We start from the raw sequence: 21526 nt of genomic DNA, 5'->3' as shown, positions 1-21526 counted from the left end.
AGCCCGCGCTGCCCCGGGGGAGCCCGCCCCGGGCTGCCCCGGCGCCCGCCCACGCTGCGCAACTCCGCGCCCGAGGCGCGGGCGGGCGGGTGCGCGCCCGCACCTCGGGCGGGGCGTGACCGGGGTTACAGTTGACGCATGAGTGCGGCAGAAACCGACGTGCTCGTCATGTGGGACGAGTCGCTGACCGAGTACAACTTCGGGCCCAGCCACCCCATGAACCCGCTGCGCCTGGACCTCACGGCCAAGCTCGCCACCGACTTCGGGCTCTTCGACGCCCCGAACATCACGATCGAGGCGATCCCGCAGGTGGACGAGGCGGAGCTCGCCCGGCTGCACAAGCCGGACTTCATCGCCGCCGTCAAGGACGCCGGGCGGGTCTCCCAGGTCGACGAGCACACGCAGGCCGCCTACGGGGTGGGCACCGAGGACGTGCCGCGCTTCGACTCGATCCACGAGGCCTCCGGGCGGATCTTCCAGGCCAGCGTCGAGGCCGCGCGCGCGATCGCCGGCGGCCGCTACGACCGGGCGGTGAGCTTCGCCGGCGGCATGCACCACGCGATGCCCGGCAAGGCGGCCGGATTCTGCGTGTACAACGACTGCGCCGGCGCCGTCCAGCAGTTCCTCGACGCGGGCTACGAGCGGGTCGCCTACATCGACTTCGACGCGCACCACGGCGATGGCACGGAGTCGTTCTTCTGGGACGATCCGCGCGTGCTCACCGTCTCCGCCCACGAGAACGGGCGGTTCCTGTTCCCGGGCACGGGCTTCGCCAACGACATCGGGGGGCTCAAGGCCGCCGCGAGCGCCGTCAACATCTCGCTGCCCCCGCGCACCGGGGACGCGGACTGGCTGCGCGCCGTCGACGCGGTGGTCCCGCCCGTGCTGCGCGGCTTCGATCCGCAGGTCATCGTCTCCCAGCACGGCTGCGACGGCCACCGCCTCGACCCCCTCACCCACCTGCGGGTCAGCGTCGACGCGATGCGCGTGGCCGCCACGTGGGTCCGCGGACTCGCCGAGGAGCTCACCGACGGCAAGTGGCTGGCCGTGGGCGGCGGGGGCTATGCGCTCATCGACGTCGTCCCGCGCGCCTGGGTCCAGCTCGTCGCGATCGCCGCGGGCCGCGATATCGAGCCCGCCGCGGAGGTGCCCCAGCGCTGGCGCGACTACGTCCTCGCGCTCACCGACCGCGACGCACCCGTGCGCATGACCGACGGCTCCGATGCGGACTTCGCGCCGTGGTCGCGCGGCTACGATCCCGAATCCGACCTGGACCGCACGGTGATGAGCACGCGCAAGAACATCTTCCCCTTCTTCGGGCTCGACGCGTACTACGACTGAGCCGCCGGCGCCCGCCTGTCGCCCATCTCTCCCGCCGCTCGTTTGGGAAAAGGCCGCGCGGCCGATACCATAGAGCGGTTACGTTCAGCCCGTGAGCCCCGTGTTCGCGGGAGTTTCCGACGCAAAGGAATCACTGTGGGTTCAGTCATCAAGAAGCGCCGCAAGCGCATGGCCAAGAAGAAGCACCGCAAGCTTCTGCGCAAGACCCGTCACCAGCGCCGCAATAAGAAGTAAGGCGCGCAGGGCCGCAGTGTCCGACCCCCGTCGCACCGGCGGCGGGGTTTCGTGCTGTCGTGGGCGTGCCCGCGTCCGGCACGCGCTCGGCCCGGTCCGCAGCGCCGTGGAGTGCGCATGAGCCTCGAGCTGACCCTCATCACCCGCGAGGGCTGCCACCTGTGCGCGGAGGCCGCGCCGATCGTCGCCCAGGAGGCGGCTGCGCGCGGCCTGTCCGTCGCGGTGCGCGACGTCGATGCGGACCCCGACCTGCTCGCCCGCTACGACTGGGAGGTGCCGGTCGTGCTCATCGGCGGGCGCCAGCACAGCTTCCACCGGGTCGACCAGGGGCGCCTGGCCGCCGCGCTCGACCGCGCGATGGCGGCACGGGGAGCCCCGGACCAGCCCGGGCCGCCCGGCACCGCCGGGCACTGAGGCGCCGGCCACCACAGCACTGGGCGCTGAACGGCCGAGGGGCTGGACGACTGAGGTGCTGGAGGACCGAGGCGCTGAACGACTGAGGTGCTGAGGCGCTCCAGCGCTGCGGCGCTGCGCCGCTGGGCACCGAGCCCCCCGCTGGGCCCGCGCAGCGCTCGGCACCCGCAGCGGGCAGTACCCGCATGCGCACCCGCTGCGGCGGGTGCGATCCCGCCCGGCGCGCAGCCGGGCGGCCGCGGACCCGCCGCCGGCGGGCCCGCACGGAGGACAGGAGTGAGATCGGTGGACAGCGCAACACAGCTGCGGCCCGGCCCCGCCGTGCCCGAGGTCCCCGCCCCGGTCGTCTCCCGCCTGCCCGCCTACCTCCACGCGCTCGAGGAGCTCGTGGCCGAGGGCCGCACGACCGTGTCCAGCGAGGAGCTGGCCGGCAAGTGCCAGGTGGGCGCCGCGATCCTGCGCCGCGACCTCTCCCAGGTCTCCGCCGTGGGCCGCCGCGGCGTCGGCTACGACGCCACCGCGCTCACCCGCGCGATCCGCGGGTTCCTCGACGTGGACTCCCGCCGGGCCGTCGCGATCGTCGGCGTGGGGCGCCTGGGCACCGCGCTCGCCCACTACCCGGGCTTCCTGCCCGCCGGCTTCGAGATCGCCGCGGTGTTCGACGACGACCCCGCCAAGATCGGCACGGCGATGGGCGAGCTCACGGTGCGCCACCCCGACGACCTGGCGGCCGTCATCGCCCGGACCGGCATCGACCTCGCCGTCCTCGCCGTGCCCGCCGAGGCCGCCCAGGCCACCGCGGACGCCTGCGCCGCCGCAGGGGTGCGCGGCCTGCTCAACTTCGCACCCGTGCTCGTGAGCTCCCCGGAGCACGTCCACGTGCGCTCGATCGACCTGGCCTCGGAGATGCAGCTGCTGGGCTTCTACGCCCCCGCCGCAGCCCCTGACCCCACAAGCGCCGATCCCGCGAGCGCTGAACCCGCGGGCGCCGCCCCCGCAGCACCCGCGCCCGGCCCCGCCCCCCGCGACGGGGCGCCGGACGCTCCCTCCGCCGCGCCGGCGCCGTCCGGCACAGCACCGCAACGGCACCCGGACCCCGGGTCCCAGGAGATGACACCATGACCCTGCTCGTTCTGGGGATCAACCACCGTTCCGCCCCGATGTCCGTGCTCGACGCCATCGCGCTCGACCGCGAGGGGATCGCGGCCCTGCGCGCGGGGATGCTCGCCGGGGAGTACGTCAGCGGCGGCGCCGCGCTCGCCACCTGCAACCGGGTCGAGCTCATCGCCGATGTCACCTCGTTCCACGGCGGCCTCGCGGACATGGGCAGCGCGCTCGTCACCGCCACCGGCCTGGACTGGCGCGAACTCGCCCAGTACCTCACCGTCTACTTCGACGACCGCGCGCAGGAGCACCTCTTCACCGTCGCCGCGGGCCTGGACTCGATGGCGCTGGGCGAAGCGCAGATCCTCGGCCAGCTGCGCCGGGCCTACACGGCCGCGCGGGAGGCCGGCGCCCTGTCCGGTCCGCTGACCCGCGCCCTCGAGGCCGCCCTCGAGCTGGGCAAGCGCGCCCACGCCGAAACCTCCCTCGACAGCGTCTCCCAATCGCTGCTCGACGCCGCCCTGACCGCCGCGGCCCACCACGTGGGGCCGATCGCGCAGGCCAATGCGCTCATCATCGGCGCCGGAGCCATGTCCGGCCTGGCCGCCGCGACCCTCGCGCGCGCCGGCACCGCCTCGATCACCATCCTCAACCGCACGCTCGTCAAGGCGCAGCGGCTGGCCGACTCCGTGGGCGGGCGCGCCGTCGAGTTCGACGAGCAGTCCCTCATCGCCGAGGTGGCGGCCGCCGACGTCGTCATCTCCGTCACGGGCGCGCGCGGCACGGTCCTCGACCGCGACCGCGTCATCGCGGCCCTGCAGGCCAAGGCCAAGCCGCGGCAGAACACGTTCCTCGTCGACCTGGCCCTGCCCCACGACATCGCCCCCGATGTCGCGGACCTGCCGCACATCCGTCTGCTGGGCCTCGAGGACCTCTCGCGGATGTTCGCCGACGCCAGCCAGGAGGCCGGGTCCGACGTCATCGCGGTCATCGCCGAGGTGCGCGGACTCATCCGCGAGGCCATGGACGCCGACGCCCAGCGCCGCGCTGCCAACCGGATCAGCCCCACCGTCGCGGCGCTGCGCGAGCAGGCGGCGGCCGCCGTCGAGGCCGAGTTCGAGCGCGTGGCCAACAAGCTGGGCGAGCGCGCCGACGCGGCGGTGCTCAAGGAGATCCGCAAGAGCCTGCGGCGCACCGCGGACAAGATCATCCACACGCCCACGGTGCGGGTCAAGGAGCTCTCCGCCGAGGACTCGGGCGTCGACTACGCCGCCGCGCTGACGACGCTGTTCGACCTGTCCTCGGCGCCCGCCGTGCGCGCGGACACGATCTCCGACCTCCAGCGGCCCGGCGCCGCCCCGATGGCCCGCAGCGGCCCGAGCGCAGCCCCGCGGCGCCCCGGTGGGGCCGAGCGGTCACCGGTCGCCGCCGACGGCCTGACCCCCGTGGCCGACCACACCCTCGACGTCGTCGAGCCCGCCCACTACACGGGCCGCACGGTCAAGCTCGGCACGCGCCGGTCCCAGCTCGCCCGCGCCCAGTCCACGGCCCTGGCCCAGCAGCTCGCCGCCCAGACGGGCTGGCGGGTCGAGATCTGCGAGGTCGTCACCGAGGGCGACATCAACATGACCCCGCTCGCCGCGCTGGGCGGCACCGGCGTGTTCGTCTCCGCCGTGCGCACGGCTCTGCTCACGGGCAAGGTCGACATCGCCGTGCACTCGCTCAAGGACCTGCCGACGGCCCCGGCCGCGGGCATCGACCTGGCCGCCGTGCCCCCGCGCGTCGACCCCTCCGACGTCCTTATCGCCCGCGACGGGCTGACCCTGGCCGAGCTGCCCGCCGGCTCCGTGGTGGGCACCGGCTCACCGCGCCGCGCGGCCCAGCTGCGCGCGGCGCGCCCGGACATCGAGGTGCGCGGCGTGCGCGGCAACGTCGACACCCGCATCCGCCACGTCACCGAGGGCCGGCTGGACGGCGTCGTCCTCGCCGCGGCCGGGGTGCGCAGGCTCGGGCGGCTGAGCGAGGTCACCGATGTGCTCGCCACCTCCGTCATGCTGCCCGCGCCCGGACAGGGCGCCCTGGCCGTGGAGTGCCGCGCCGCGGACGCGGACATCGCCGCGACGGACGCCGAGCTGCGCGAGGCGCTGGCCGGCCTCCACGACGAGGCCGCCGCCCTGTGCGTGCTCAGCGAGCGCGCCGTGCTCTCGCGCGCCGAGGCGGGCTGCTCGGCGCCCATCGGCGCGCTCGCCGAGCTCGACGGCGAGGCGCTCACCCTCACGGCGGTCATGGCCGACGACGAGGGCCGCCTCCAGCAGGTCAGCCGGTTCGCCCGCCTCGCCGCCAGCGTGGGCAGCGCCGATGCCGGGGCCGCCGCGGACAACCGGCGCAGCGCCCGCGAGCTGGGCTACCTCAGCGCCGACGAGCTGCTCGGCGCACTCGGCGAGGTGCCCGGCACCTCGGCGCCGGGGGCCAACGCGCCCCGAACCCATGTGGAGACTGCGAGGGGCGTGAGCCGATGAGCGACGAGACGAAGGACACCGCCCCCGCGGATCCCGGGACCCGGGTGGAGGGCGCGCCCGCCGCGGGCGACCCCGCGCATGCCCAGGCGCCGCTGCGCGAGAGCCCCCACGTGTACTTCCTCGGCGCCGGACCCGGCGACCCGGGGCTCATGACGATGCGCGGCGCGGACCTGCTCGCGGCCGCCGGCGTCGTCGTCCACGACGAGCGCATCCACGACGACATCCTCGACGCCTACCTGCCGACGGCGGCCCGGCGCATCGACGCCGCGGAGCTCGGCACCTCGGCGACCACCCGCGGGCGCCGGCTCGCGACGCTGGCCCAGGAGGAGGGCGTCGTCGTGCGGCTCGTGCCCTACGACGGCGTGCTGTTCTCCACGACGACCGATGAGGCCGCCGCCGTCCACCGCGGCGACGTGCCGTTCGAGATCGTGCCCGGCATCGGGCTCAGCGCCGCCGTCTCCGCCTACACGGGCACGCCCCTGACGACGAACCGGGTGCGCTCGGTGCGCTTCGTCGAGGCCGGCGAGCAGAGCCACGTCGACGTCTCCAAGCACCGCAACACGGGCCACGTGCTCATGGGCTCGCCCCAGGAGATGACCGCCGGCATCCGCGCGCTGCTCGCCGACGGCTGGGACCCGCAGACTCCCGCGCTCATCGCGGCCAACGTCTCCACGATCAGCCAGCTCACCATCGAGACGGCGCTGGGCGCTGCCCCGGACCGGATCGCCGAGGAGATCGCCGACGAGCACCTCACCGTGCTCCTGGGCCAGGGCATCGCCGCCCGCTCCGAGCTGTCCTGGTTCGAATCGCGCCCGCTGTTCGGCTGGCAGGTGCTCATCCCGCGCACCAAGGAGCAGGGCGCGGACACCTCCGAGGTGCTCGCCGAGTTCGGCGCCGTGGGCACCGTCGTGCCGACGATCGCGATCCAGCCCCCGCGCACCCCGCAGCAGATGGACAAGGCGATCCGGGCGCTCGTCGACGGCGACTACCAGTGGGTGGGCTTCACCTCCGTCAACGCCGTGCGCGCCGTGCGCATGCGGCTGGCGAACCTGGGCCTCGACACCCGCAGCCTGGCCGGCGTCAAGGTGGCGGCCGTGGGTGGCAAGACCGCCGAGGCGCTGGGCGAGTGGGGCATCGACCCCGACCTCGTGCCCACCGCCGAGCAGTCCGCCCGCGGGCTCGCCGCGATCTGGCCCGAGTTCGACGACGAGGGCGGCTTCAACCGCGTCCTCCTGCCGCGCGCCGACATCGCCACCGAGGTGCTTGTGACGGGCCTCACCGAGCGCGGCTGGCAGGTCGACGACGTGACGGCGTACCGTACGGTGCGTGCGGCCCCGCCGCCCGCTCCGGTGCGCGACGCCATCAAGGGCGGCGAGTTTGACGCGGTGCTCTTCACCTCGTCGTCGACCGTGCGCAACCTCGTGGGGATCGCGGGCAAGCCGCACCCCACCACGGTCGTCGCGTGCATCGGCCCGGCCACGGCGCAGACCGCGCGCGACCACGGCCTGCGCGTGGACGTGACCGCACCCGAGGCGAACGTGGGCGCCCTCATCGATGCCCTCGTCGCCGACGCCCGGCGGATGCGCGACGAAGACCTCGCCGCGGGTCTCGCCCCGCTGCGCCCCTCGCAGAAGAGGCGCAGCCGTTCCAGGAGGAGCTGACATGCCCGACTACTCGCTGGCTCCGGGAGCCATCCGCCCCCGCCGCCTCCGCCGCACCCCCGCCCTGCGCCGCCTCGTCGCGGAGCACCGCCTGAGCCCCGCCGAGCTCATCGAGCCCATGTTCGTCAAGGAGGGCCTCGAGGCCCCCGTCGAACTCGCGACGATGCCCGGCGTGAGCCAGCACAGCCTCGACTCGCTCGTTGCCGCCGCGCAGCGCGCCGCCGATGCCGGGGTGGGCGGCGTCATGCTCTTCGGGATCCCGGCCCACCGCGATGCGACCGGCTCGGCCGCCGATGACCCGGGCGGCATCCTCAACCGGGCCATCGCGGCCGTGCGGGACGCCGTGGGCGAGCGCCTCGTCGTCATGGCCGACCTGTGCCTCGACGAATTCACCTCGCACGGCCACTGCGGCGTGCTCGCAGCCGACGGCGGCGTCGACAACGACGCCACCCTGGACCGCTACGTGTCCATGGCGCTCGCCCAGGCGCGCGCCGGGGCGCAGGTGCTGGGCCTGTCGGGCATGATGGACGGCCAGGTGGCCGCCGTGCGCACGGGCCTCGACGAGGCGGGACTCCTCGACACCGTCGTCATGGACTACACGGCGAAGTACTCCTCCGCCTTCTACGGGCCCTTCCGGGAGGCTGTCGACTCGCAGCTGACGGGCGACCGGCGCACCTACCAGCAGGATCCGGCCAACGGCCGCGAGGCGCTGCGCGAGCTCGAGCTCGACCTCGCCGAGGGCGCCGACATCGTCATGGTCAAACCGGGCATGCCCTACCTTGACGTGCTCGCAGAGGTCGCAGCGGCCAGCCCCGTCCCGGTGTGGTCCTACCAGATCTCCGGGGAGTACGCGATGATCGAGTTCGCCGCCCGGGCCGGCGCGATCGACCGCCGCGCTGCGATCCTCGAGTCGCTCATGGGCTTCAAGCGCGCCGGCGCGGACGCCGTGCTCACCTACTGGGCGACCGAGGCGGCCGGGTGGCTGCGGGAGACGGCGTGAGCGAGCCGCGCTGGCTCGACGACGGGCAGCAGCGCGCGTGGCGCAGCCTGCTCGAGGGCTTCTCGCTGCTGAGCGCGGAGCTCGAACGCGGGCTGCGCACCCGCTTCGGGATCGGGATGGGGGAGTACGAGGTCCTCGTGCGCCTCTCCGAGCGCCCCGACCACTCGATGCGGATGGCGGAGCTCGCCAACGGCACAGTGATGTCGCGCTCCCGGCTGACCCATGTGGTCGGCCGGATGGAGCGCCGCGGCCTCCTCGAGCGCACGGCCACCGCGGAGGACGGGCGCGGTGTGCTGTGCTCCATGACCGAGGCCGGCTGGGAGCTGCTCAAGGCCGCCGCCCCCTACCACGTCGAGGACGTGCGCGAGAACCTCATCGACCTCATCGACGCCGAGGACACCCAGGCGCTCGCCCGCGCCATGGGCGCCGTGGCGAAGCACATGCGCGGGCAGCGCTGAGCCCCGCGAAAGGAGACACATGCCCCAGGACACCGCACCCCAGGACACCGCACCGCACGCCGCCGGCTCGGCCGCCCAGGCCGACCCCACCGCCCGGTCCCGGGAGCTGTTCGCCCGCGCCCAGCGGGTCATCCCCGGCGGTGTGAACTCGCCCGTGCGCGCGTTCGGCGCGGTGGGCGGCACGCCGCGGTTCATCGAGCGCGCGCAGGGCGCCCTGCTCACCGATGCCGACGGCCGCGAATACGTCGACCTCATCGGCTCCTGGGGCCCCATGATCCTGGGCCACGCCCACCCCCAGGTCCTCGCCGCCGTCCAGGAGGCGGCCGCGCGGGGCTTCTCGTTCGGCACCCCGAGTGAGAACGAGGTGCGGCTGGCCGAGGCCATCGTCGAGCGCATCGAGCCCGTGGACGAGGTGCGCCTCGTGTCCTCCGGCACGGAGGCGACGATGTCGGCCATCCGCCTGGCCCGCGGCTGCACCGGCCGCTCGCGCGTCGTGAAGTTCGCCGGCTGCTACCACGGCCACGTCGACTCGCTGCTCGTGGCGGCCGGCTCCGGCCTGGCGACGTTCGCGCTGCCGGATACGCCCGGCGTGACCGGCGCCGACGCCGCGGACACAATCGTGCTGCCCTACAACGACGCCCAGGCCCTCGAGGAGGCGTTCGCCGAGCACGGCGACTCGATCGCCTGCGTCATCACGGAGGCGTGCCCCGGCAACATGGGCATCGTGCCGCCGCGCGAGGGCTTCACCCAGCTCATCCGGCGCCTGACCCGGGCCCATGGTGCGCTCATGATCTCCGACGAGGTCATGACCGGCTTCCGCGTGGGCCCGGCCGGCTGGTACGGCTGGGAGTCCGAGCGCGAGGGCTATCCCGACGGCCCCGCCGACCTCTTCACGTTCGGCAAGGTCATGGGCGGCGGCTTCCCGGCGGCCGCGTTCGGCGGCAGGGCCGAGGTCATGGGCCACCTGGCGCCGGCCGGGCCGGTCTACCAGGCGGGCACGCTGGCGGGCAATCCCGTTGCCACCGCGGCGGGCCTCGAGACGCTGCGCCTGACCACGGAGCTCGACGTCTACTCCCACCTCGAAACCGCCGCAGACGCGCTGCGCCCGGCCATCGCCGAGGCGCTCGAGCGCGAGGGCGTGGCGCACACGATCCAGAGCGCGAACTCGATGTTCTCCGTCTTCTTCACCGACCGCGAGGTCCGCGACTACGAGGACGCGCGCAGCCAGGACACCGCCGCCTACGCCGCGTTCTTCACCGCGATGCTCGACCAGGGCGTCCACCTGCCGCCCAGCGCGTTCGAGGTGTGGTTCCTCTCCCTGGCCCACACCCCGGAGGTCATCGACCGGATCATCGCCGCGCTGCCGCAGGCGGCCCGCGCGGCCGCGGCCGCCGCCGGGACCCGAACGGGGGCCGGCGCATGACCCGCACCCGCGTCCACCTCACCCGCCACGGGGAGGTCGACAACCCCGAGGGAATCCTCTACGGCCGACTGCCCGGCTACGGCCTCTCCGAGCGCGGCGGCCGCATGGCCCAGCGCCTCGGCGAGCACTACGCGGCGGCCCAGGAGACGGGCGGCGCTGCGATCCGCGGGCTCGTGCGCTCCCCGCTGCAGCGCACCGCGGAGACGATCGCGCCCACCGCCGCCGCGCTGGACCTCGAGCCCGTCGTCGACGAGCGCGTCATCGAGGCCGGCAACGGCTTCGAGGGAATGCGGGTCGACCGCCGCACGCTGCTCGAGCCGGCGAGGCTGGCGATGGTCTACAACCCGCTGCGCCCCTCGTGGGGCGAGGCCTACCGCGCGCAGGCGCTGCGGATGACCGCGGCCATCGCGAGCCTGCGCCGGCGCCTCGAGGATGCCGCGGCCGCCGAGGGCCTGGAGTCCGCGGACGGGATCATCGTGTCCCACCAGCTGCCCATCTGGATGGCCCGCCGCTTCGCCGAGGGCCGGCGCCTGTGGCACGATCCCCGCGCCCGCGAGTGCGCGCTGGGCTCTGTCACGACCCTCACATACGACGGGGGCACACTGGTGGGCGTGGACTACCGGGACGTGTGCGCAGACCTCCAGCCCGCCCGGGCGGGGGTGGGGGCATGATGGACCGCCGCGGCGCGCTGGGTGCGCTCGGCGCGCTGGGGGCCGGTGCGGGCCTGCTGGGCCTGAGCGGCTGCAGCACGGACAACGACCAGCTGGCCAAGCAGGCGGGCTCGGGGCAGGGCTACGTTTCCGGCGACGGCGTCGTCACGCAGATCGCGCCCGGTGAGCGCAAGGAGCCCCTCGACCTCGCCTTCACCCTGCTCGACGGCAAGCGGGCCGACCTCAAGCAGTGGCGCCCCCGCGCCGTCGTCATCAACCTCTGGTACGCCGCGTGCCCGCCGTGCCGCCGCGAGGCCCCCGAGCTCGTGAAGGTGGCCCAGAAGTACAAGGGGCGCGCGGAGTTCCTGGGCGTCAATGTCCGGGACCAGAAGGCCGCCGCCCAGGCGTTCATCGACACGTTCGCCATCAAGTACCCCGTCATGCTCGACGCGGACGGCCGGATGGTCTCCCTGCTGTCGGCGATCCTGCCGCCGCAGGCCACCCCGTCCACCGTCGTGCTCGATGCCCAGGGCCGGGCGGCCGCGCGCATCGTGGGCCGCGTGGAGTCCTCGACGCTGACCGGCGTCATCGACGACGCGCTGCAGGGCTGACCGGCGTGCTCGCAGGCGGACTCGGACACACGTTCGCGCAGACCGCGCTGAGCGGGCCGCTCCTCGCGGCGCTCGGCGTCTCCGCGCTGGCCGGGCTCGTCTCGTTCCTCTCCCCGTGCGTGCTGCCGCTCGTGCCCGGCTACGTGGGTTACGTGACCGGGCTGACCGGGGCGCACGCGAAGGACCGCAGGACCTCGACGGTGGTGCTGGGCGTCAGCCTCTTCGTGCTGGGCTTCGCCGTCGTCTTCGTCTGCCTGGGCACCGTGTTCTCCTCGCTGGGGGCGCTGCTGGGCAATTGGACGGACATCGCGATCCGCATCATGGGCGTGTTCGTCGTCATCGCGGGCATCGTCTTCATGGGCGGGCTGCGCGGCCTGCAGCGGGAGCGGCGAGTGCATGCGCGCCCCCGCGCGGGGCTCTGGGGCGCGCCGCTGCTGGGCGCGACGTTCGCACTCGGCTGGGCGCCGTGCATCGGCCCCACGCTCGCCGCCGTGCTCGCTCTGTCCACCGGCTTCGGAGCGGAGGGGTCGAGTGCCCGCGGAGCGCTGCTCACGTTCGCCTACTGCCTGGGCCTGGGCGTGCCCTTCCTCATCGTCGCGGTGCTCGTGCACAAGGGCATGGGCCGCCTGCGCTGGGTGCGCGAGCACCAGCGCGGGATCCAGCTGGCCGGCGGCGCGATGCTCGTGGCGGTGGGCCTCGTCCTCATCAGCGGGCTGTGGACGGCGTGGATGAGCGGCGTGCAGAACGCCGTGGGCGGATTCGAGACGGTGATCTGAGTGGCCGAGCACGATCACGCAGGCCGGCCCGCGCACGATGACGCGGGCGGGCCCGCACCGAGCAGGGAACGGCCCGCAGCTGGCGAGCAGCGGCCCACGACGCAAGAGGAGCAGCTCGAGCAGGTGGCGAAGCGCAGGAACGGAGCAGCGGCCGGGAGCGAACCCGCCGAGGAGGCGGCGCAGGCCGGCCGGGCACCCCGGGGCAGCCTGGCCGACAGGCGCGGGGGCGCCTCGCGGACGGCGGCTCCGGCCAACCTCGGCGTGCTGGGCATGGCCCGCTGGGCCTGGCGGCAGCTGACGACCATGCGCGCGGCCCTCATCCTGCTGCTCATCCTGGCGCTCGCGGCCATTCCCGGCTCGCTCCTGCCCCAGCGCATCCAGGACCCGGGCCGGGTGACGACCTACATCCAGGACAACGGGCAGCTCGGCCAGGTCCTCGACCGGCTCCAGCTCTTCGACGTCTACTCCTCGTTCTGGTTCTCCGCCGTCTACATCCTCCTCATGATCTCCCTGGTGGGCTGCGTGGTGCCCCGCTCCGCGCAGCACTGGAAGGCGATGCGCGCCAAGCCGCCCAAGGCGCCGCGCAGGCTGGGCAGGATGCCCGGCTACGAGGAGTTCGCGCTGCCGGAGGGCCAGGCGCCCCAGGCGCTGCTGCTTCAGGCCCAGAAGCGGCTGAAGAGGGCCGGCTACCGCACGGCCCTGGCCGAGGACCACGTGGCCGCCGAGCGCGGCTACCTGCGCGAGACCGGCAACCTCGTCTTCCACATCTCCCTGCTCGCCCTCGTCATCACGATGGCCGCGGGCTCCCTCTTCGGCTACTCGGGCCAGCGCGTCCTCGTCGAGGGCGACACGTTCACCAACTCGCTCGTCTCCTACGACTCCTTCGAACCGGGCTCGTACTACGACTCGGACCGGATGCCGGACTTCCGGCTCAGGCTGGACTCGTTCGACGCCACCTTCGACACCCAGGCCCAGGGCAGCCAGTTCGGCCAGCCGCGCAGCTTCCTCGCCAAGGTCACGGAGACCTCGAACGGGGCCTCCACCCAGCACGAGCTGCGCGTCAACGAGCCCATCCGCATCAACGGCACGCGCGTCTACCTCACCGGCAACGGCTACGCGCCGGTCGTCACGACCCGCAACGCGAAGGGGCAGGTGACGTTCTCGGGGCCGGTCGTCTTCCTCCCCGAGGACGGCAACTACACCTCGCGCGGCGTCATCAAGGTCCCCGACGCAGGCAAGGAGCAGCTGGGCTTCGGCGCGGTACTGCTGCCCACCGCCGGGCTGAACCAGGACGACGAGCTCATCTCCACGTTCGCCGGCCTTGAGCGGCCCTACCTCGTCATGACCGCCTACAAGGGCAATCTGGGCCTCGACTCCGGGCAGGCGCAGTCCGTCTACGAACTCGACACCTCGGAGATGGAGCCCATCGCCGGCGCCGACGGGCAGCCGCTGCGCCTCGAGATGAGCCCCGGCAAGACCGCCCAGCTGCCCGATGGGCTGGGCTCCATCACCCTCGACCGGATCGACAAGTACGTCTCGCTCGACGTCCGCCACGACCCCACGCAGGGCTTCATGCTCGTCTTCTCCGTGCTGCTCGTGGCCGGCCTGGGCCTGTCCCTGTTCGTGCCGCGCCGGCGCATGTGGGTGCGCGTGAAGGACGGCCGGGTCGAGGTGGCCGCGCTGGCCCGCGGTGAGGACCCCCGCGTCCAGGCGGCGGCCGCGGACCTTGCCGTAGACTTGCGGGACTGAGGAGTCGCTCAGCCGCGCTCCCCGGAAAATGCTGCTGCAGAGGAACCGAGTACATGGACGTCAACGTCACCCTGGCCGCCTGGTCGAACCTGCTCGTGTACTCGGCCATGGCCGTCTACGCGATCGCGTTCCTCGTGTACGCGTTCGACCTCTTCGGCCGCCAGCGCACCGCTGACGCCGCTGCCCGCCGCACCGCGGCCGAGGCGCGGGCCGGGGCCCGCTCGCGCGCCGGGTCGCGCGCGCAGGGCCGCGCGGGGCGCGCCTCGGCGAAGAGCTCCGTGCACCGGACCTCGCGCCACGAGCAGGTGGCCGTGCTCGACGCGGAGGACGAGGCGGACGCTGACGGCGGCCAGGCGCGAGCGGGCTCGAGCGAGCCGGCCGAGGCCGCGGACGCGGATGGCCCCAGCGCGGGTGCGGGTGCGGACGGGCCGGGCGCGGGCGCACCGGAGCGCGGCGCCTCGGGCGGGATCCGCCGCCTGGCCCGCGTGGGCACCGCCCTGACCGTGCTGGCGCTGCTCCTGCACATCGCCGCCATCGTCACGCGCTGCCTGTCCGTCATGCGCGTGCCGTGGGGCAACATGATGGAATACGCGATGACGGCCTCGGCAATCGCGTGCATCGTCTACCTCGTCACGGTCCGCGTCAAGGACGTGCGCTACCTGGGCACATTCGTCACCGGGGCCGTGCTCCTGGCGCTGGGCCTGAGCATCACGGTGTTCTACACGCCGGCCGCGCAGCTCGTCCCCGCCCTGCAGAACTACTGGATCTACATCCACGTGCCGATCGCGATCCTCTCCACCGCGCTGCTCTCCGTGTCCGCGGCGCTCGCGGTGTTCCAGATGCTGCGCGCCTGGCGCGAGGCGAAGTCGCCGCGCATCCTGCGCTTCATGGACCGGCTGCCCGCCAGCGACGACATCGAGAAGGCCTCTTACCGGATCGCCGCGGTGGGCTTCATCACGTGGACGTTCACGCTCATCGCCGGGGCCATCTGGGCCGAGGTGGCCTGGGGCCGCTACTGGGGCTGGGACTCGAAGGAGATCTGGACCTTCGTCGTGTGGGTCGTCTACGCGGCGTACCTGCACTCGCGGGCCACGCGCGGCTGGAGCCCCACGAAGGTCGCGGTGCTCAACCTCGTGGGCTTCCTCTGCGTGATCTTCAACTTCACGATCGTCAACGTCTTCTTCAACGGCCTGCACGCGTACTCGGGGCTGAGCAGCTGAGCGGTTGAAAGGCGGGCTGCTTCGCCGCCGAACGGCTGAGCGCCTGGGTTCGGGTGGCGCGGTGCTGTTCTGGTGGGGCGGTGCTGCTCTGGCAGGGTGGTGGCAGGGCGGGTGCGCCGGCTGAGGTGGCGCGCTCGGTCCAGGCAACACGGCCCGGCTGTGGCGGCTGTGCTGACGCACCCCGGGGATGCAACACGGTCCGGCTACGTTGGCTGGGCTCACTCGCTCGGGGAATGCGGCAGCAGCCGCTGAGCAGCGCGGCTGGTGGGCGGGCGCTCAGGCGTCCGGATCTTCGCCGCGCTCGCGCATCCGCCGGCGGCGATCCTGCTCGTCGCGGACGCTCTGTGCGATGCGATCGAGGTATTCCGGGTCGTCGTCCGGGGCCGCGGGACCTGACGGGCGGCGCTGGGGAAAGCTCGTGCGGCCGAACAGGTACCACAGCACGATGCCGATGACGGGCACGAACACGATGACGGCCAGCCACGCGGCCTTCGGCATGATCTTGATGAGGTCCCGCTCGCGCAGCGCGCAGTCGAAGACGCTGTAGATGGCGATCGCCGCGTAGAGCACGACAACGGCGATGAGGATGCGAGACATGCCGCCCAGGATAGTGCACGCGGCGCGCGGTCCACGTGGGGCGGGCGCTCAGCCGCCGCGACTAGAATCGTGGCCGTCATGCGCGAATTCGTCCTGTACTCCCTCGCCCGCCTGGGCCTGCTCGCCGTCACGCTCGTCGTCGTCGTGTGGGCACTCGGCCCGTCCGTCTTCTCGCTCGTGGCGGCCGTGCTCATTGCCGCCATGCTCAGCTATCTCCTGCTGGCCGGCCTGCGACGCCGGGCCACGGATGCGATGGCCAAGCGCCGCCGGCTGGCAAAGGCCTCCGCGGCCAGCTCGCCCGGTGCTCACCCGGCCGACGCCCGTCCTGCCGACGCACGGCAAGTGGACGCCGAGCAAGCGAACGCCCAGCGTGAGGGTGAGCGAACCGTCGACGACCAGCTGCGCGCAGCCGCTACGGGCCCGCGCCGCCGCGGCGCCGATGAGTCCGCCGAGGATGAGGCCCTCGACGCCGCTCAGCCCGAGGAGCCAGCAGACGCCGCCGAGCCGGACACAGCGGAGGCTCCGCCCGCCTCGGACCACCGCGCCGAGCCCTGACCGGCGCGCGCCCCGCTGCTGCATCACCGCCACTGCGGCACGCAGCGATCTGCGGGCCGGTGAGCGGTCGGTTTCGTACGGTTCCGGTGCGCCAGAGCGAACAGGATTGACCGTTCGGCACCGGGTGGGGCAGGGGACCGCACAGGAATGACCTTTCAGCCGCGCGCCCGCCACCCCGCGGAGGCGCCGCGCCCGGCACCCCGTGCCGCGCTGACCGCTACCCGGCGCCGAGCCCCCGCGCCAACCGCCCCGCCGCAGCGGCAGGCCCGGCGGGCGGCCGTCAGAGCGAGAGGCCGAGTGCCAGCAGCGCCGAGTACGTGAGCGCGGCGAGCCCCGTGTGCTTGATCGTGGGGATGAGCGCCGTGCCCTCCGCATTGCCCAGCACCGTCTTGAGCGGGGAGACGATGAGCACCAGGGAGAGCACCGCGAGCAGCGCGGCGGGCTGGCCGGTGAGGATCGGGACGATGAGCAGCACGTAGGGCGCGAAGACGAGGAGGGCGTAGACAGCGCGGGAGCGGTCGTCGCCCAGGAGCACCGCGAGCGTGGTCTTGCCCACCTGCGAGTCCGAGGGGATGTCGCGCAGGTTGTTGACCATGAGCACGGCGCAGGCGAACAGCCCGATCGCCACCGCGCCCGCCCAGGCGGACGGGGAGAGCCGGTGGACCATGGAGTACGCGCTGCCCAGTGTCGCGACGAGGCCGAAGAAGACGAAGACGAACACCTCGCCCAGCGCGATGTAGCCATAGGGGTGCTTGCCGCCCGTGTAGTACCAGGCCGCGAGCACCGCGAGGACGCCCACGGGGATGAGCCACCACGAGTGCGACACGATGGTCAGCAGCACGCCGGCCAGCCCGGCCACCGCGAAGCTTGCGAATGCGGCGCGCTTGACGGCATGCGGCGGGGCGGCACCGGTGGCGGTCAGGCGCAGCGGCCCCACGCGCTCGTCATCGGTCCCGCGGATGCCATCGGAGTAGTCGTTGGCGTAGTTCGAGCCGATCTGCAGCCCCAGTGAGACGACCAGGGCGAGGAGCGCCCGGAGGAAGAGCGAGGGCAGGTGCACGCCGTGGGGCTGGCCGTCGTCGACGGAGCCGATGATGAGCGAGGACAGGCCGCCGATGCTGCCCAGCGCCGCGCCGGTGCCGATGAGAACCGGGGCGATGGCCAGGGGGAGGGTGCGCAGCCGCGCGCCCTCGATCCACTGCGCCGCTGTCGCCATGCGCGCTCGCCGCCCTTTCGCTCATCCGTGTGTGTGCGCCATCCGCGCCCGAGGTGCCCCGGGCGGTGCGCTGCCGTGCCGGCCCGCGCTCATATCGAACGCACGATCGGCCACCCCATCGTACTCGGCGCGCCGATGGGCTGCGAGTTCGTCCGGTTCGCTCAGCGGGCGCCCACGCTGCCCCCGGAGCCGGAGAGCCTGCGGGCCGCGAGCGCTCGGGCGGCCCGTCGGTCGGGCTTGCCGATGCCGGTGGTCGGCAGGGCCCCCACGGCGATGACCGCCATGGGGCGCTCATGGGGTGCGAGAGCGGGCCGCTCGGCGGCGGGGACGGCCGCGGCCGCGGGCGGCGCGCTGCGCGGTGCGCTCGGCCCGCCGTTCTGCAGCAGCGTCTTCGCCGCCAGCTCGCGCACGCGCCCGGCCTGGCGCTGCGGGTCCGCGCCCCGGGCCGCGGAGAACTCACCCGCCTCGGCCGTGACGAGCGCGACCAAGCGCTCGCCCCACTCCTCGTCGGGCACCGAGGTGACGAGCACCTCGGCGACCCCGTGCGGTTCCAGCAGCGCGAGCAGGGCGTGCTCGACGGCGAGCGGCGAGACGTTCTCACCGCCGGTGATGATGACGTCGTCGGCCCGGCCGAGCACGCTGAGCACGCCCCCCGCCAGGCGGCCCAGGTCGCTCGTGAGGAAGGCGCATGCAGTGCCCGCACCGGAGAAGCCCGTGCCCTCGTCCGGCAGCGCCCGCAGGGTTCCGGCGCTCGGATCGTGGGCGATGTAGCCATCGGCGAGCACCGGGCCCGCCAGCTCGATGCGCGAGTGAGCGGTGATGGCCACGCGCACGCCGTCGAACGGCACGCCGTCGTAGACGCACCCGCCGCCGGTCTCGCTCATGCCGTAGGTGCGCACGATGCGCAGCCCGGCATCCGCGGCGCGGGCCAGCAGCGCTGGGGACAGCGCGGCTCCGCCCAGCAGGATCGCGTCGAAAGCCGCCGCGGCGCGCACGGCGGCCGGATCGCGCATGATCCGCACGAGCTGCGTGGGCACGAGGGAGGTGTAGAGCGGCTCGGCGGCCGAGTGGAGCGCGGCCGTGCGGAGGTCGCGCACCTCCTGCGCGAAGCCCTGCGCGCTGAAGCGGCCCTGCGCCACGAACGGGGTCGTGCCCGCCAGCTGCGAGCGCAGCAGCACCTGCGCGCCGGCGATGTGGTTGGGCGGCAGGGCCAGGTACCAGCGGCCGTGCCCGCCCAGGTATGACGCCGTCGCCTCCGCCGAGGCGCGCAGGGCGTCCGCGCTCAGCGCCACACCCTTGGGCGCCCCCGTGGAGCCCGAGGTGTGGACGACGAGGGCAGGCGCGCCGCGCCCCGTGCCGGCGGGGTCGAACGCGCTCGGTTCGACGACGGAGGCACTCTCCCCGCTGCGCGCGGGCAGGACGACGGTGTGCCGGCCGGCCATGGCGCGGCGCAGCAGCTCGGAGAGTTCGACGGGAGTGTGCAGGGCGGTCCTCGCTCGGGGTGGGGTGATCGGCGGAGCCGGCGGTTCAGGAGCCCCAGCGGCCCAGTGGTGCCGGCCGCTCAGCGGTACCGCGGGGTCAGTAGTACCACGGGAACGGCGACCAGTCGGGCTCCCGCTTGCCCAGGAAGGCATCGCGGCCCTCGACGGCCTCGTCGGTCATGTAGCCCAGGCGGGTGGCCTCGCCCGCGAACACCTGCTGGCCCATGAGGCCGTCGTCGGCGAGGTTGAACGCGAACTTCAGCATCCGCTGCGCATTGGGCGACTTGCCCAGGATCTCGTGGGCCATCGTGAGCGCGGCGTCCTCGAGCTCTGCGTGGTCGGCGACCTCGTTGACCGCGCCCATGTCCGCCATCTCCTGCGCGGAGTAGGCCCGGCCCAGGAAGAAGATCTCCCGCGCCCGCTTCTGGCCCACCTGCTTGGCCAGGTAGGCGGAGCCGTAGCCCGCGTCGTAGGAGCCCACGTCCGCATCCGTCTGCTTGAAGCGGGCGTGCTCGCGGCTGGCGATCGTGAGGTCGCACACGACGTGCAGGCTGTGCCCGCCGCCGGCCGCCCAGCCCGGGACGACCGCGATGACGATCTTGGGCATCGTGCGGATGAGGCGCTGGACCTCCAGGATGTGCAGCCGGCCGGCGCGCGCGGGATCGACCGACTCCGCGGTCTCGCCGTCCGCGTACTGGTAGCCCGAGCGCCCGCGGATGCGCTGATCGCCGCCGGAGCAGAACGCCCAGCCGCCGTCCCGGGGGGAGGGGCCGTTGCCCGTCAGCAGGACCGCGCCCACGGTGGGGGTCTGGCGGGCGTGGTCGAGGGCGCGGTAGAGCTCGTCCACCGTGTGCGGGCGGAACGCGTTGCGCACCTCGGGCCGGTCGAACGCGATGCGCACGCAGCCCACGTCGGCCCCCTGGGCATCGATGGCGCGGTGGTAGGTGATGTCCGTGAAGTCGAAGCCGGGCACCTCGCGCCACTTCGCGGGGTCGAAGGTCTGGGACACGGGCGCTGGGGCGGAATCGGTTGGGCTCATAGGGTTCCAAGGATAGTGCCCGGCCCGGCCGGGCGCCGCCTACGCTGGGGGCATGCGCGACGACACCGGCGGCACCGCACCGCTTCCACCGCTTCCAGCGCGGGCCCCCGCGCCCGGCGCGCACACGACCGCGGATCGTGGACCCGAGGCGACCCGGGCCGGTGTGCGCCAGTCCGAGACCGGCCAGGCCGCGGGGCGCGAACCTCGGGCCCCCGGGCCGGGGCAGTCCCGGCCCGGGGAGCGCCGGCCCGAGGAGCGCCTCGGCGGTGGGCTGGCGCAGGTGCTCGCCGGTGAGCCCGCCGACCTCTTCGACCGGATGTGCGCCGTCTCCCTGCCCATGGTCGCCCGGTTCCGCGGCATCACCGTGCGCGAGGCGCTGCTGCTGCGCGGGCCCGCCGGCTGGGCGGAGTTCTCCCCGTTCGCCGAGTACGCCGTGCCGGAGGCCTCCACCTGGCTGGCCGCGGCCATCGAGGCGGCCACGAGCCCGTTCCCGCCGCCGAGGCGCCCCGCGGTGGCCGTCAACGCCACCCTGCCGGCGGTCCCGGCAGAGCGGGTGGCGGAGGTGCTCGCCCGCTACGACGGGGCGCAGTGCGTGAAGATCAAGATCGCCGACACGGGCGCGGCGGGCGGTGCCGACGATGCGGGCGGCGCGGGCCTCGAGGAGGACCTCGCCCGCATCGCCGCGGTGCGCGCGGCCGCCCCCGGCATGCGGGTGCGCCTCGATGCCAACGGCCGCTACGGGCCCGCACAGGCCCGCACCGCGCTCGCCCGCTTCGCGCGGCTGCCGGGTTTCGCCGAGGCGTGCGACTACATCGAGCAGCCGGTCATGGACGTCCGCGAGCTCGCCGACCTGCGCGCCTGGGCGCAGGCGGAGCGCCTGGGGCTGCGGATCGCCGCCGACGAATCGATCCGCAAGGCCGAGGACCCGCTCACCGTCGCCAGGCTGGGCGCGGCCGATCACATCATCGTCAAGGCGCAGCCGCTGGGCGGGGTGCACCGCGCGCTGTCCATCGTGGAGCAGGCAGGCCTGCCCGCCACGGTGTCCTCGGCGCTCGAGACGTCCGTGGGTCTGGCCGCTGGGGCCGCGCTGGCCGCGAGCCTGCCCCCGGTTGCCGCAGGCCTGGGCACGAGCGCACTGTTCGAGCGCGACGTCGCCCAGCCGCCGCTGCGCGCGGTGGGCGGCGAGCTGCCGGTGGGCCGAGTCGAACCGGACGCGAAGCTGCTGGCCGAGCTGGATGCGGGCCCCGTGCGCACCGCGTGGTGGGTCCGCAGGCTCGAGGCGTGCTGGGAGCATCTGCGCGGGCGAGTGGAGCGCGGTGAGTTTGCCGACCGCTCGGGGCCGGGGACTAGCTGTGATGTCCAGGCAGGTTGTTGAGTCTGCTGATGGGCGGGGCTCCGATCGCGGAGTGAACCCTGTGGTGATTGTAGACATGCAACCAACCAGGAAGTTCACCTCGGCGTTCGGTCTCGGAACTGTA

Annotated in this window: 20 protein-coding genes and 1 pseudogene; 16 read left to right on the top strand and 5 right to left on the bottom strand. The window is 73.9% G+C overall.

Annotated elements, in window-relative coordinates:
• Positions 1 to 138: 138 nt before the first annotated feature.
• The 14 genes from GSY69_RS08025 (at position 139) to ccsB (ending at position 15160) form a co-directional block, all read left to right on the top strand.
• Complete coding sequence (locus GSY69_RS08025; protein ID WP_160953344.1) at positions 139 to 1341, top strand: acetoin utilization protein AcuC; 1203 nt, start codon at positions 139 to 141, stop codon at positions 1339 to 1341.
• Between the two features lie 135 nt (positions 1342 to 1476).
• Positions 1477 to 1575: a 30S ribosomal protein bS22 gene (locus GSY69_RS08020; RefSeq protein ID WP_003792170.1), complete on the top strand. Its 99-nt coding sequence runs from the start codon at positions 1477 to 1479 to the stop codon at positions 1573 to 1575.
• 117 nt (positions 1576 to 1692) lie between these two features.
• Positions 1693 to 1989: a glutaredoxin family protein gene (locus GSY69_RS08015; RefSeq protein ID WP_160953343.1), complete on the top strand. Its 297-nt coding sequence runs from the start codon at positions 1693 to 1695 to the stop codon at positions 1987 to 1989.
• A 285-nt stretch (positions 1990 to 2274) separates the two neighbouring features.
• On the top strand, positions 2275 to 3111 hold the full coding sequence (locus GSY69_RS08010; RefSeq protein ID WP_160953342.1) for a redox-sensing transcriptional repressor Rex: 837 nt from the start codon (positions 2275 to 2277) through the stop codon (positions 3109 to 3111).
• A complete protein-coding gene (gene hemA / locus GSY69_RS08005) occupies positions 3108 to 5612 on the top strand; it encodes a glutamyl-tRNA reductase (RefSeq protein WP_160953341.1) in 2505 nt (834 codons plus the stop codon). Before GSY69_RS08010 ends, hemA begins: the two co-directional genes overlap by 4 nt.
• Positions 5609 to 7273 carry a bifunctional uroporphyrinogen-III C-methyltransferase/uroporphyrinogen-III synthase gene (locus tag GSY69_RS08000; RefSeq protein ID WP_160953340.1) on the top strand — a complete coding sequence of 555 codons (1665 nt, stop codon included), beginning with the start codon at positions 5609 to 5611 and terminating at the stop codon, positions 7271 to 7273. The genes hemA and GSY69_RS08000 overlap by 4 nt, the downstream gene beginning before the upstream one ends.
• A gap of 1 nt (position 7274) precedes the next feature.
• On the top strand, positions 7275 to 8273 hold the full coding sequence (gene hemB, locus GSY69_RS07995) for a porphobilinogen synthase (RefSeq protein WP_160953339.1): 999 nt from the start codon (positions 7275 to 7277) through the stop codon (positions 8271 to 8273).
• Positions 8270 to 8731 (top strand): MarR family winged helix-turn-helix transcriptional regulator, encoded by a 462-nt coding sequence (locus GSY69_RS07990; protein WP_160953338.1) that lies wholly within the window; start codon positions 8270 to 8272, stop codon positions 8729 to 8731. Before hemB ends, GSY69_RS07990 begins: the two co-directional genes overlap by 4 nt.
• Positions 8732 to 8750: 19 nt before the next feature.
• A complete protein-coding gene (hemL, locus tag GSY69_RS07985) occupies positions 8751 to 10154 on the top strand; it encodes a glutamate-1-semialdehyde 2,1-aminomutase (RefSeq protein ID WP_160953337.1) in 1404 nt (467 codons plus the stop codon).
• Positions 10151 to 10825, top strand: coding sequence for a histidine phosphatase family protein (locus tag GSY69_RS07980; protein WP_160953336.1), 675 nt, complete (start codon positions 10151 to 10153; stop codon positions 10823 to 10825). The genes hemL and GSY69_RS07980 overlap by 4 nt, the downstream gene beginning before the upstream one ends.
• Positions 10822 to 11415, top strand: coding sequence for a TlpA family protein disulfide reductase (locus GSY69_RS07975; RefSeq protein WP_235936393.1), 594 nt, complete (start codon positions 10822 to 10824; stop codon positions 11413 to 11415). Before GSY69_RS07980 ends, GSY69_RS07975 begins: the two co-directional genes overlap by 4 nt.
• Positions 11412 to 12191, top strand: coding sequence for a cytochrome c biogenesis CcdA family protein (locus tag GSY69_RS07970; RefSeq protein WP_160953360.1), 780 nt, complete (start codon positions 11412 to 11414; stop codon positions 12189 to 12191). Before GSY69_RS07975 ends, GSY69_RS07970 begins: the two co-directional genes overlap by 4 nt.
• Complete coding sequence (resB, locus tag GSY69_RS07965; protein ID WP_328698809.1) at positions 12192 to 13940, top strand: cytochrome c biogenesis protein ResB; 1749 nt, start codon at positions 12192 to 12194, stop codon at positions 13938 to 13940.
• Between the two features lie 53 nt (positions 13941 to 13993).
• Positions 13994 to 15160 (top strand): c-type cytochrome biogenesis protein CcsB, encoded by a 1167-nt coding sequence (ccsB, locus tag GSY69_RS07960; protein ID WP_160953335.1) that lies wholly within the window; start codon positions 13994 to 13996, stop codon positions 15158 to 15160.
• Between the two features lie 276 nt (positions 15161 to 15436).
• Here the strand turns inward: ccsB and GSY69_RS07955 are convergent, their stop codons facing one another.
• Positions 15437 to 15757 (bottom strand): PLD nuclease N-terminal domain-containing protein, encoded by a 321-nt coding sequence (locus tag GSY69_RS07955; RefSeq protein WP_160953334.1) that lies wholly within the window; start codon positions 15755 to 15757, stop codon positions 15437 to 15439.
• A gap of 78 nt (positions 15758 to 15835) precedes the next feature.
• On the opposite strand from GSY69_RS07955, the gene GSY69_RS07950 reads away from it, so the two are divergent.
• On the top strand, positions 15836 to 16312 hold the full coding sequence (locus GSY69_RS07950; RefSeq protein WP_160953333.1) for a DUF4229 domain-containing protein: 477 nt from the start codon (positions 15836 to 15838) through the stop codon (positions 16310 to 16312).
• Between the two features lie 280 nt (positions 16313 to 16592).
• Here GSY69_RS07950 and GSY69_RS07945 read toward each other — a convergent pair whose 3' ends face one another.
• The 3 genes from GSY69_RS07945 to GSY69_RS07935 all read right to left on the bottom strand — a co-directional run bounded on the left by GSY69_RS07945 (position 16593) and on the right by GSY69_RS07935 (position 20048).
• Positions 16593 to 17528: a 1,4-dihydroxy-2-naphthoate polyprenyltransferase gene (locus GSY69_RS07945; RefSeq protein ID WP_160953332.1), complete on the bottom strand. Its 936-nt coding sequence runs from the start codon at positions 17526 to 17528 to the stop codon at positions 16593 to 16595.
• Between the two features lie 161 nt (positions 17529 to 17689).
• Positions 17690 to 18970 carry an AMP-binding protein gene (locus tag GSY69_RS07940; protein WP_160953331.1) on the bottom strand — a complete coding sequence of 427 codons (1281 nt, stop codon included), beginning with the start codon at positions 18968 to 18970 and terminating at the stop codon, positions 17690 to 17692.
• Positions 18971 to 19106: 136 nt separating this feature from the next.
• Positions 19107 to 20048: a 1,4-dihydroxy-2-naphthoyl-CoA synthase gene (locus tag GSY69_RS07935; RefSeq protein WP_160953330.1), complete on the bottom strand. Its 942-nt coding sequence runs from the start codon at positions 20046 to 20048 to the stop codon at positions 19107 to 19109.
• Positions 20049 to 20100: 52 nt separating this feature from the next.
• Between GSY69_RS07935 and GSY69_RS07930 the strand changes: the two genes are divergently transcribed.
• Complete coding sequence (locus GSY69_RS07930; protein ID WP_160953329.1) at positions 20101 to 21423, top strand: o-succinylbenzoate synthase; 1323 nt, start codon at positions 20101 to 20103, stop codon at positions 21421 to 21423.
• Here GSY69_RS07930 and GSY69_RS07925 read toward each other — a convergent pair.
• Positions 21395 to 21526 (bottom strand): annotated as a pseudogene (locus GSY69_RS07925) (IS481 family transposase); the annotation flags it as partial. The gene GSY69_RS07930 and the pseudogene GSY69_RS07925 sit on opposite strands and share 29 nt — an antisense overlap.

Origin of the sequence: Brevibacterium rongguiense, assembly GCF_009857845.1 — a bacterium.
GTDB lineage: Bacteria > Actinomycetota > Actinomycetes > Actinomycetales > Brevibacteriaceae > Brevibacterium > Brevibacterium rongguiense.
Note: the sequence above shows the minus strand (reverse complement) of the source record. Positions and strands in the feature narration are given on the sequence as shown.

Bases quoted from the DNA above. Each gene is read 5' to 3' on its own strand.
- hemA (WP_160953341.1), top strand. From the start codon at position 3,108: ATGACCCTGCTCGTTCTGGGGATCAACCACCGTTCCGCCCCGATGTCC.
- GSY69_RS07945 (WP_160953332.1), bottom strand. From the start codon at position 17,528: ATGGCGACAGCGGCGCAGTGGATCGAGGGCGCGCGGCTGCGCACCCTC.
- hemL (WP_160953337.1), top strand. From the start codon at position 8,751: ATGCCCCAGGACACCGCACCCCAGGACACCGCACCGCACGCCGCCGGC.
- GSY69_RS08015 (WP_160953343.1), top strand. From the start codon at position 1,693: ATGAGCCTCGAGCTGACCCTCATCACCCGCGAGGGCTGCCACCTGTGC.
- GSY69_RS08025 (WP_160953344.1), top strand. From the start codon at position 139: ATGAGTGCGGCAGAAACCGACGTGCTCGTCATGTGGGACGAGTCGCTG.
- GSY69_RS07940 (WP_160953331.1), bottom strand. From the start codon at position 18,970: ATGGCCGGCCGGCACACCGTCGTCCTGCCCGCGCGCAGCGGGGAGAGT.
- GSY69_RS08000 (WP_160953340.1), top strand. From the start codon at position 5,609: ATGAGCGACGAGACGAAGGACACCGCCCCCGCGGATCCCGGGACCCGG.
- GSY69_RS07930 (WP_160953329.1), top strand. From the start codon at position 20,101: ATGCGCGACGACACCGGCGGCACCGCACCGCTTCCACCGCTTCCAGCG.
- GSY69_RS07980 (WP_160953336.1), top strand. From the start codon at position 10,151: ATGACCCGCACCCGCGTCCACCTCACCCGCCACGGGGAGGTCGACAAC.
- hemB (WP_160953339.1), top strand. From the start codon at position 7,275: ATGCCCGACTACTCGCTGGCTCCGGGAGCCATCCGCCCCCGCCGCCTC.
- GSY69_RS07950 (WP_160953333.1), top strand. From the start codon at position 15,836: ATGCGCGAATTCGTCCTGTACTCCCTCGCCCGCCTGGGCCTGCTCGCC.
- ccsB (WP_160953335.1), top strand. From the start codon at position 13,994: ATGGACGTCAACGTCACCCTGGCCGCCTGGTCGAACCTGCTCGTGTAC.
- GSY69_RS07935 (WP_160953330.1), bottom strand. From the start codon at position 20,048: ATGAGCCCAACCGATTCCGCCCCAGCGCCCGTGTCCCAGACCTTCGAC.
- GSY69_RS07955 (WP_160953334.1), bottom strand. From the start codon at position 15,757: ATGTCTCGCATCCTCATCGCCGTTGTCGTGCTCTACGCGGCGATCGCC.
- GSY69_RS07975 (WP_235936393.1), top strand. From the start codon at position 10,822: ATGATGGACCGCCGCGGCGCGCTGGGTGCGCTCGGCGCGCTGGGGGCC.